9 protein-coding genes are annotated in these 9,775 nt (G+C 34.3%); 8 read left to right on the top strand and 1 reads right to left on the bottom strand.

Annotation, left to right across the window (positions count from 1 at the left end):
* Nucleotides 1-737: 737 nt before the first annotated feature.
* The 5 genes from porX to E0I26_RS15085 all read left to right on the top strand — a co-directional run bounded on the left by porX (nucleotide 738) and on the right by E0I26_RS15085 (nucleotide 4,949).
* The gene (gene porX, locus E0I26_RS15105; protein WP_131917277.1) at nucleotides 738-2,291 is read left to right on the top strand and encodes a T9SS response regulator signal transducer PorX; all 1,554 of its coding nucleotides are present in this window, start codon (nucleotides 738-740) and stop codon (nucleotides 2,289-2,291) included.
* A 61-nt stretch (nucleotides 2,292-2,352) separates the two neighbouring features.
* A complete protein-coding gene (gene tsaE / locus E0I26_RS15100) occupies nucleotides 2,353-2,760 on the top strand; it encodes a tRNA (adenosine(37)-N6)-threonylcarbamoyltransferase complex ATPase subunit type 1 TsaE (protein WP_131917276.1) in 408 nt (135 codons plus the stop codon).
* Nucleotides 2,761-2,770: 10 nt separating this feature from the next.
* Entirely contained in the window at nucleotides 2,771-3,244 is a 474-nt protein-coding gene (locus E0I26_RS15095) for a GNAT family N-acetyltransferase (RefSeq protein WP_131917275.1), read from the top strand.
* Nucleotides 3,245-3,338: 94 nt separating this feature from the next.
* Nucleotides 3,339-4,538: an alanine dehydrogenase gene (locus E0I26_RS15090; protein ID WP_165929461.1), complete on the top strand. Its 1,200-nt coding sequence runs from the start codon at nucleotides 3,339-3,341 to the stop codon at nucleotides 4,536-4,538.
* Nucleotides 4,539-4,574: 36 nt separating this feature from the next.
* Complete coding sequence (locus E0I26_RS15085; protein WP_131917274.1) at nucleotides 4,575-4,949, top strand: DUF4258 domain-containing protein; 375 nt, start codon at nucleotides 4,575-4,577, stop codon at nucleotides 4,947-4,949.
* Between the two features lie 386 nt (nucleotides 4,950-5,335).
* On the opposite strand, the gene ung is transcribed toward E0I26_RS15085, so the two are convergent.
* Entirely contained in the window at nucleotides 5,336-6,007 is a 672-nt protein-coding gene (ung, locus tag E0I26_RS15080) for a uracil-DNA glycosylase (protein ID WP_131917273.1), read from the bottom strand.
* Between the two features lie 113 nt (nucleotides 6,008-6,120).
* Here ung and E0I26_RS15075 point away from each other — a divergent pair, with 113 nt between their 5' ends.
* The 3 genes from E0I26_RS15075 to E0I26_RS15065 all read left to right on the top strand — a co-directional run bounded on the left by E0I26_RS15075 (nucleotide 6,121) and on the right by E0I26_RS15065 (nucleotide 9,730).
* The gene (locus E0I26_RS15075; RefSeq protein ID WP_131917272.1) at nucleotides 6,121-8,286 is read left to right on the top strand and encodes an endonuclease MutS2; all 2,166 of its coding nucleotides are present in this window, start codon (nucleotides 6,121-6,123) and stop codon (nucleotides 8,284-8,286) included.
* A 98-nt stretch (nucleotides 8,287-8,384) separates the two neighbouring features.
* Nucleotides 8,385-9,278, top strand: a complete 894-nt coding sequence (locus tag E0I26_RS15070) for a hypothetical protein (RefSeq protein ID WP_131917271.1) — start codon at nucleotides 8,385-8,387, stop codon at nucleotides 9,276-9,278.
* 35 nt (nucleotides 9,279-9,313) lie between these two features.
* A complete protein-coding gene (locus E0I26_RS15065) occupies nucleotides 9,314-9,730 on the top strand; it encodes a thiol-disulfide oxidoreductase DCC family protein (protein ID WP_131917270.1) in 417 nt (138 codons plus the stop codon).
* Nucleotides 9,731-9,775: the final 45 nt, after the last annotated feature.

Here is a 9,775-nt window from a genome sequence, read left to right as displayed (position 1 = left end):
AACATTAATCTCGTTTTGGTTAACGATATAATTATTATCTGTTAATTGGTTTTCTGAAATAAATATATTTTCGCTTTCACAATTCCAAAGCAATAACGGAATTGTTAATAATAAAATTGCAGTCTTTAAGGATTTCTTTATTTTTATCATAGTGTGTAAATTAAGTATTAATATTCAATTTTAGTTTTAAATTAATGTTACTGCTTTATTGAGTTTTATTTCCATTTAATCAAAGAGTTATACATCAGTATAATTCTTGTTGTGCTATTTTTTTTCGCTTTGTTTTCTATTAAGTTTATTAAAACTTGTTTGTACTCGTCATAACTTCCTAAAATTCAATCAATTTTTGCTAGTTTTGAATTTTTAAAAATATTTTTTAACGAATTTATAAAAAAACAACTACAAATCATTTAAAGACTAATTATTTTCTGAAAACTTTTCTTATCCAGAAGCTGTCCTAAACCCCAATCATTCTCGCAAGTGCTTGAGGGATGGAAGGGACATTCTTTTCTTTTTTCTTTAAAAAGGAAAGATACAGCGTAGAACCCGACCCTGATGGAGTTTACGGAGGTTGGGTCACGCCCAGAAGCAATTTTAGAACAAAAAATTCTTATCTTTGTTTAGCAATATTCCCCACTATTGCACGAAAAATTATCATAATATTAGCAAATAAGCGTTGTAAAAAGCCGTAAATTGACGAATTGATTTAGTACTTTTGAATACTTGCTTATAAACTTATGGATAAAATAAAAATACTTTGGGTGGATGATGAAATCGACCTTTTGAAACCTCATATCTTATTTCTGGAAAAGAAAAATTACGAGGTAACTACCTGTAACAACGGGCTTGACGCCATTGCAATTTTTGAAGATAACAATTTTGATATTGTTTTCCTGGATGAAAATATGCCCGGAATGAGCGGTTTGGAAACCCTGTCAGAAATGAAGGAGAAAAAATCTTCGGTTCCCATGATTATGATTACTAAAAGCGAAGAAGAATACATTATGGAGGAAGCCATAGGTTCTAAAATTGCCGATTATTTGATTAAACCCGTAAATCCAAACCAGATTTTGTTGAGTTTGAAGAAAAATCTGGATCATTCCCGATTGATTTCGCAAAAAACAACGCTGGATTATCAGAAGGAATTTAGGAAAATCACCATGGAAATGGCGATGGTGAATTCCTATGAAGACTGGATTGAGCTGTATAAAAAATTGATTTTTTGGGAACTCGAATTGGAAAATATCGACGATCAGGGTATGGTGGAAATTTTGGAATCCCAGAAAACAGAAGCCAATTCACAATTTGGAAAATTCATTGAACGCAATTATGAGGATTGGTTTGCACCAAAAGCGGATAAACCGGTTCAATCGCACACTTTATTCAAAGAATTAGTGCTTCCTGAACTCAAGAAAAAAGACAAACCTATTTTGTTTGTAGTGATTGACAACCTGCGTTACGACCAATGGAAAGCCTTTGAAAGCGTAGTAGGAAATTACTATAAACTGGAAAAAGAGGTTCCGTATTACGCTATTTTGCCAACGGCGACGCAATATGCGAGAAACGCCATTTTCTCTGGTTTGACACCGCTGGAAATGGAAAAACAGTTTCCGCAATATTGGAAAAATGACCCGGAAGAAGGTGGAAAAAACCTTTTTGAAGCAGAATTTTTGACGGCGCAATTGAAACGATTAGGCTTGAACATCAAGGAAGACTATTTTAAAATAACAAGTCTTGCCGGCGGAAAAAAATTAGCAGAGGGTTTTAAAGCATTAAAAGATAATGATTTAGTGACAGTGGTTTACAACTTTGTGGACATGCTTTCCCATGCCAAAACAGAAATGGATGTCGTGAAAGAACTGGCTTCAGATGATAAGGCGTATCGCTCGCTGACGTTGAGCTGGTTTAAGAATTCTCCGCTATTGGAAATCATTCAACAGGCTCAAAAAATGGGTTTCAAATTGATTTTGACTACGGATCACGGAACGATAAACGTAAAAAATCCGTCGAAAGTGGTGGGTGATAAAAATACCAGTTTAAATTTACGGTATAAAACAGGACGTAGTTTGACGTACGAACACAAAGATGTTTATGCGGTAAAAGAACCGAAAAATGTAGGTTTGCCTACCATAAATATGAGCAGTTCTTATATTTTTGCAAAAAATGATTTGTTCTTGGCCTATGTCAACAACTACAATCATTATGTGAGTTATTACAAAAACACGTATCAGCACGGAGGAATTTCATTGGAAGAAATGATTATTCCGTTTTTAGTTTTTAATCCAAAATAATGCGTTTTTAGTTTGTTGTTAACTATAAACAACAAACTAAAAACTATAAACTTTTTAAAGAATGAATGTTATTTTTTCATTGGACCAACTCGAAGAAGTGGCCAAACAAATTATTGCAAGTAACCCCAAAAAAGTGATTCTTTTTCATGGAGAAATGGGTGTTGGAAAAACGACTTTAATCAAGCAATTGTGCAAAACGCTTGGCGTAACCGGCGCGACGAGTAGTCCAACTTTTTCTTTAGTTAATGAATATGAAGCTGATGACAATCAGCTGGTTTATCATTTTGATTTTTACAGATTAAATGATGAAGTAGAAGCTTTGGACATGGGTGTTGATGATTATTTATATTCCGGGAATTGGTGTTTTATAGAATGGGCGGAGAAGATTCCAAATTTGATTCCTGAAACACATTCGGTTATAACTATTTCACTGCTTCCTGACGGAAAGCGTTCTTTAACATTAAGTTAAAAAAGTAATTATGAGTTTAGACAATACCGTAGAAATTATCCCTTTTTCAGCCGCTTTAGCAGCCCCTATAAAAACCTTGAACTTGGAATGGCTTAAAAAATATTTCAAGGTAGAACCCAAAGACGAAATCGTACTTTCGGATCCGCAAGGTCAAATTATAGACAAAGGCGGAATGATTTTTTATGCGAAATACAATGATGCCATCGTAGGTACCGTTTCGTTAATAAAAATAGATAGCACGACCTATGAATTGAGTAAAATGGCGGTAACGGATGGCGTTCAAGGTTTGGGAGTTGGCAAAAAACTGATGCTGCATTGCCTTGCTGTTGCTGAAGCAAAAGGAATTGAAAAACTGATTTTATATTCGAACAGGAAATTACTGCCGGCGATTCATTTGTATGAAAAATTTGGCTTTACAGAAGTGCCTTTGGAAGACGGCATTTATGAAAGAGCCGATATAAAAATGGAAAGAATCATGCGCTAATTTCTGTAGCAAATTCAAAGGTATTTATCCTCGTTAATATTGTACTTTTTTTAAAAGTTTTTACGTAAATTGTACCCTTAATTTAACAACATCAATGTCAATTACTATAACTCCATTCACAAAACAACAGTTATTGCCACAAGAGGAAAAACTTGAGGTTGCAAGAAAAAAAAGCGAACTTTTTATAGGTGTCCCAAAGGAAACCAGTTATCAGGAACGCCGTATTTGCCTTACTCCAGACGCTGTGAACTCGCTGACCTATCATGGGCATCGGGTGATGATTGAGGCTGGCGCGGGACTAAATTCCAGTTATACGGATAAAGAATATTGTGATGCCGGTGCCGAAGTTACCAGTGATACCAAGAAAGTTTTTAGTTGTCCGATGATATTGAAGGTAGAGCCACCAACGTTTGCCGAAATTGAAATGATGAATCCTCAAACGATTGTATTATCTGCCATACAATTGAAAACCCGAAAGAAAACCTATTTTGAGGCTTTGACCAAAAAGAAAATTACCGCACTTGCTTTTGAATACATAAAAGATGAAGACGGTACGTATCCCGCGGTGAAATCCTTGAGCGAAATTGCCGGAACTGCCTCGATTCTGATCGCTGCCGAGTTGATGATTACCAATGAATTTGGAAAAGGACTATTATTCGGTAACATTACCGGCGTTCCTCCTACCGATGTTGTAATTCTGGGCGCAGGAACTGTTGGAGAATTTGCCGCTAAAACCGCTATTGGTTTAGGTGCCAATGTTAAAGTTTTTGATAATTCTATTACAAAATTACGCCGTTTACAGAATAATTTGAATCAGCGTATTTTTACTTCTACCATACAACCAAAATCTTTGTTGAAAGCATTGAGACGATGTGATGTCGCTATTGGCGCCATGCGGGGAAAAGAACGTTGTCCCGTGATTGTTACTGAAACTATGGTCGAACACATGAAATACGGCGCTGTAATTGTGGATGTAAGTATTGATACCGGTGGTTGTTTTGAAACTTCTGAAGTGACTTCCCACGAGAAACCCACGTTTATCAAAAACAATGTATTGCACTATTGCGTGCCCAATATTCCATCCCGATATTCTAAAACCGCATCGCTTTCCATAAGCAATATCATAACGCCTTATTTGTTGCAAATTGCCTCAGATGGTGGTATTGAAAGTGCTATTCGCTGTGATAAAGGATTGAAAAATGGCGTTTATATGTACCACGGAATCCTCACAAATAGTGCCATTGGCGATTGGTACGATTTACCAAACAACGACATTAATTTAATTGTTTTTTAAGAAAACTTTCTTCTACCTTTGCCAAAAATTTAATTCATGAAGTTTATACATCGTTTTGCTTATTATTTAGTAGGTCTAGTTATCGGATTGTTTTTTGTAGCGTTAGTTTTTAGTGGGAAAGATACCCGTTGTAATTATTTTCCAAATGCAAGAGTCTTAAATGATTTGAGAAATAAACCGTTCCATTATTCGGATAAAGCATCACAGATTTTGGCTGAAAAATGGATTGATACTTCCGATATAAAAAATACATTACAATTTGGTGATGTAGATTTTGACAAAAGCAATATCGAACTTAAAAAAGGAAAGTTGTATATCATCGAAGGAAAAACAATCAAAAACCAAGAAGTTACTTTGAAAGTGATTAATTACTCCGATAAAGCCGTTTTAGAAGATATTATAAAAAAATAGACACTTTGATTAGTGTTATTTGTGGTTGAATTTTTCCAATAGCACTATTTTAATTTGGGCGTGACCCTGCGTAAAAACTTCGGGTCATGCTGTACGTTCCCGCTTTTTTTTAAGAGGCTGAAACGCCTCTCCAAAAAAAAGAGCTCCACTTCCATCACTCACGCAAAGCAGCGTGAAACAAGTATTTATATCTTTAAACAATGTGACAATTCGTAACTAGTACCAAACATTACTTTATGCCACAGATTTAAAAGATTTCCACAGATTAGAGAAAAGTGAATTAGATTTACTAGGAAAAATCCGTGGAAATCTTTTAAATCTGTGGCCAAAAAAACAATGTTAGTCCATAAAGCGGACTGTCATAAGAAACAACATAATTAATCTGCTTAAATCCAGTTAATTAACTCCATTTTGTTTTGTTTTAAATACTCATTAGTTTTACTGAAATGTTTATTCCCGAACCATTTTCCTTGATTCGCACTCATAGGCGAAGGATGCCCGGATTCTAAAACCAAATGTTTGTTTCGGTCGATTTTTAATCCTTTTTTATGGGCGAAATTACCCCAAAGCAAGAAAACAACAGGCTCTTTTTCTTCCGAAATTTTTTGGATTACAGCATCGGTAAAAACATTCCATTTCAAGTGTTTATGACTGTTCGCATTGTCTTCTCTAACCGTCAGCGAAGCATTCAATAATAAAACGCCCTGTTTTGCCCAAGCTTCTAAATTACCGGAAGTCGGCATAAAAATAGTCCCTAAATCATCACTCATTTCGCGAAAAATATTACGCAACGAAGGCGGAATTCTAACACCATCATTTACAGAGAAACACAAACCATTGGCTTCGCCTTTGCCATGATACGGGTCTTGACCAATGATAACCACTTTTACGTCCTTGAAACTACAATAGTTAAACGCAGCAAAAATCAATTCTTTGGGAGGATAACAGGTGTGATTTTTGTACTCCTCAGCAACAGTTTCCATTAAATCCTGAAAATAGGGTTTCTTGATTTCATCAGATAAAATGGATTGCCAAGAGGGATTGAGATTGATTTGCATGTAATTTATTTTGCCGTAAAGTTCGCAAAGTTTTTCGCAAAGTCCACTAAAAAAATTAATGCATTTCACTTTGAATCTTTGTAACTTTGAACCTTTACAACTTAGATCATAAAATGATATCCATCACCGAAAAAACATTACAAGATTTACAATTTCCAACTGTTCTCGAAACCATTTCGACAATTTGTAATACTGACATTGGAAAACAAAAAGCATTAGAAATCACCCCTTTTAAAGACAAGGAAACATTGATGCAAGCATTAATGCAAACCTCAGAATATGTTTCGTCTTTCCAAAATAACAATGCCATTCCCAATCATGGTTTTGACGCCATCACGCATGAGATAAAATTTCTGGACATTGAAGACAGTTTCTTGGAAGTGGGCAGTTTTAGAAAAATCGCCACTATTTCTTCAACGGTAAATTTCCTATTGAGTTTTTTGAGAAAATTCGAGGATTATTATCCAAATTTAAACGCAAGAGCAAACCAAGTCGAACTGACCAAAGAAATCATCACGATGGTCGATGAAATTGTCGACAAGTATGGTGAAATAAAAGACAATGCCTCACCGGATTTATTGAGTATTCGCAGAAATATGAACGTGGTACGTGGGAAAGTCAACCAAAGTTTTGGATCAGCATTGACACAATACAATGCACTAGGATATTTAGACGATATCAAAGAAAGTTTTGTGCAAAATAGGCGTGTTTTGGCTGTTTTAGCAATGTACCGTCGCAAAGTAAAAGGATCGATTTTAGGGAGTTCCAAAACAGGAAGTATCGCCTATATTGAGCCCGAAGCAACTTTACAATATTCCCGTGAATTGAGTAATTTAGAATACGAGGAGAAAGAAGAAATCACCCGAATATTAAAACAATTATCGAATCAGATTCGTCCTTTTTTACCGCTGTTAATCAAATATCAGGATTTCCTGAGTGATATTGATGTAATTGCCGCTAAAGCAAAATATGCCGACAGAATAAATGGGATTTTGCCAAAAATTACGGAAGAGCGCCGCCTTTATTTTAGAGAGGCCTACCATCCTATTTTGTATTTGAATAACAAACAAAAAAACGAAATTACGCATCCGCAGACCATTGAGTTACATCAGGAAAGTAGAATCATTGTGATTTCGGGTCCTAATGCCGGAGGAAAAACAATTTCGTTGAAAACCGTTGGATTACTGCAATTAATGCTGCAATCCGGAATGTTGATTCCGGTACACGAACGCAGTGAAACGTTTTTATTCGATAGGATTTTAACAGATATTGGAGATAATCAATCTATTGAAAATCACCTAAGTACATACAGTTACCGATTAAAGAACATGAACTATTTCCTAAAGAAGTGCAATAGAAAAACAATGTTCCTTATTGATGAATTTGGTACGGGTTCTGACCCTGAATTAGGAGGTGCTTTAGCCGAAATTTTCTTGGAAGAATTCTACCATCGGGAAGCTTTCGGGATTATTACAACCCATTATTCAAACCTAAAAATTCTGGCTAACGAATTGCCTTTTGCCACCAATGCCAATATGCTTTTTGATGAGAAATCATTAGAGCCTATGTATAAATTAGCTTTGGGACAAGCCGGAAGTTCATTCACGTTTGAAGTCGCTTTAAAAAACGGAATTCCTTTCAGCTTAATCAATCGAGCGAAAAAGAAAATTGAAGTTGGAAAAGTACGTTTTGATAAAACCATTGCAACCCTTCAGAAAGAACGTTCTAAGATGGAGAAGACCTCACAAACGCTAAAAGAAGAAGAAACCAAAGCGCGTGAAGAAGGCAAGAAAATGGAGACTATCAATGTAAAAATCAAGCAAAAACTGGAAAGCTATCAGGAATTATACGACAGCAACCAGAAAACAATCTACATTGGTCAAAAAATTGAAGACATCTCGGAAAAATATTTCAATAATAAGAATAAGAAAGAACTGCTTGGTGAATTTTTGAAAATCATTGAAATCGAAAATTCAAAACGCAAAAAAGCCACTCCAAAAGAGGCTAAAGCTATTATTGAGAAGAAAAAAGAAGTTATTGAAGAAATCACTGTTCATGTAGAAGAAATTCGCCAGGAAAAGAAAGAAAAAAAACTAAAACCAGTAGTTGTAAAACCAAAAGCTATTCTTAAAGTAGGTGATCGTGTCCGAATGCTGGACGGAAAATCAGTAGGAAGCATTGATAAGATTGAGAAGAACAAAGCAGTAGTCAATTATGGTGTGTTTACTTCCAAAGTGAGTCTGGACGAATTGGAATTCGTTGAGGCGGTTAAGAAGTAGTGGTTACTGTTCAATTTTCAGCGCTCACTGCAACCATTTGAAATTAAATTGGTAATCATTCTTGTTGTAAGGTTAGAATAAATTTAAAATAAATGAATATGTGGTATCTTCTTTCGGTCTTTTGTGCTTTAATAGTATTAGTATCTCAATATATTGCACAAAATATAGATTGTTTACTTAACCGAAAAATTAATTTAAAGGTTAAAACTTGTAATATAATAGCACTTATATTTGGGTTTTTATATTTAATGCTACCCGTTATAGATAAAAACATTAGTGATAAACAACTTGAAGTTACATCATTAAAAAATGATTCTCTTGATAATTTAAACAGAAATTTAAATAACAAGAATAGAATCCTTTTGGATAGCATAAAAAAAAGCTCCGAATTTATTTTAGACAATACCTCACAACTTAGGACAAACACTGAAAAACTTAGTGAAATTTCAAATATCATTTACAATAAAGCAAAAGATATTAGTAAAGTTTCAGATGATGTTTATAAAAATACTCAGCAAATAACAGGTAACGGAAGTTATCCAGTAGCTACTTGGACCGGAGGGGGACTTAACGATAATCAACTCCAAATTTTAGTCCATCTCGAAGGGGAATTTGCATTACCGAATTTAGAAGCAAAAGTTGTTGTTATTGATGATTATTCAACCGTAAGCGGTTTAGATTTGAGAATTGTAGGACTTACTGGTGCAGAAATGATAAATTTTGAAACTCTAAAAAATTCTGAATTTAAATATTTTTTAATACCCTATAAATCTAAAGAAACTGCTGTAATAATATATTTTAAATCAGATAATCACACTTGGAATGAAACAATGCTTATTTCTGATTCAAAAGATGGAAAAAAAATAATGTGGTTTATTACAGACGAAAAAGGAATCACATTAAAAAAGTATATAGATAAAAATTTCCCAACTAAATCAAATGGAAAAATAGTTCTTTGGAGTAATGTTATGAAAAAATTCAGTGATATTTAAAAATATTCCTAAAAATAAAAATTTAAAACAAGAAAATGCTCAATATTCCTAAAGACAAAAAAATAATCATCTTTGATGGCGTTTGCAATCTGTGTGATTCGGCAGTACAAATGATTATTAAGCATGATACAAAAGATGTTTTCAGGTTTGTAGCTTTACAATCTGATTTAGGTCAAAAAATCATCAAGCACTTGGGAATTGACACAAGTAAAACGGATAGTATTATTCTGTATCAGCCCGGTTTTGCTTATTATTACAAATCAGAAGCCGTTTTGGAAATTGCAAAAGATTTAGGTGGAATATTCTATTTCGGCGCTTTATTCTCGATAGTACCAACTTCACTAAATAACCATATTTACGATTATATCGCTAAGAATCGCTACAAATGGTATGGAAAAAAGGAAACTTGCCTGATTCCCACAAAAGAGCTCCAAGCTAAGTTTTTAGAATAAAATAATAATTATGATAATTATCATACCTTTTATTTTGTAGGAAGT

This window comes from Flavobacterium rhamnosiphilum (assembly GCF_004349195.1).
In the GTDB taxonomy this organism is placed as follows: domain Bacteria; phylum Bacteroidota; class Bacteroidia; order Flavobacteriales; family Flavobacteriaceae; genus Flavobacterium; species Flavobacterium rhamnosiphilum.
The sequence above is the reverse complement of the archived record's forward strand: the minus strand, read 5'-3'. Positions and strand labels throughout refer to the sequence as shown.

Bases quoted from the DNA above. Each gene is read 5' to 3' on its own strand.
- porX (WP_131917277.1), top strand. From the start codon at position 738: ATGGATAAAATAAAAATACTTTGGGTGGATGATGAAATCGACCTTTTG.
- tsaE (WP_131917276.1), top strand. From the start codon at position 2,353: ATGAATGTTATTTTTTCATTGGACCAACTCGAAGAAGTGGCCAAACAA.
- E0I26_RS15095 (WP_131917275.1), top strand. From the start codon at position 2,771: ATGAGTTTAGACAATACCGTAGAAATTATCCCTTTTTCAGCCGCTTTA.
- E0I26_RS15090 (WP_165929461.1), top strand. From the start codon at position 3,339: ATGTCAATTACTATAACTCCATTCACAAAACAACAGTTATTGCCACAA.
- E0I26_RS15085 (WP_131917274.1), top strand. From the start codon at position 4,575: ATGAAGTTTATACATCGTTTTGCTTATTATTTAGTAGGTCTAGTTATC.
- ung (WP_131917273.1), bottom strand. From the start codon at position 6,007: ATGCAAATCAATCTCAATCCCTCTTGGCAATCCATTTTATCTGATGAA.
- E0I26_RS15075 (WP_131917272.1), top strand. From the start codon at position 6,121: ATGATATCCATCACCGAAAAAACATTACAAGATTTACAATTTCCAACT.
- E0I26_RS15070 (WP_131917271.1), top strand. From the start codon at position 8,385: ATGTGGTATCTTCTTTCGGTCTTTTGTGCTTTAATAGTATTAGTATCT.
- E0I26_RS15065 (WP_131917270.1), top strand. From the start codon at position 9,314: ATGCTCAATATTCCTAAAGACAAAAAAATAATCATCTTTGATGGCGTT.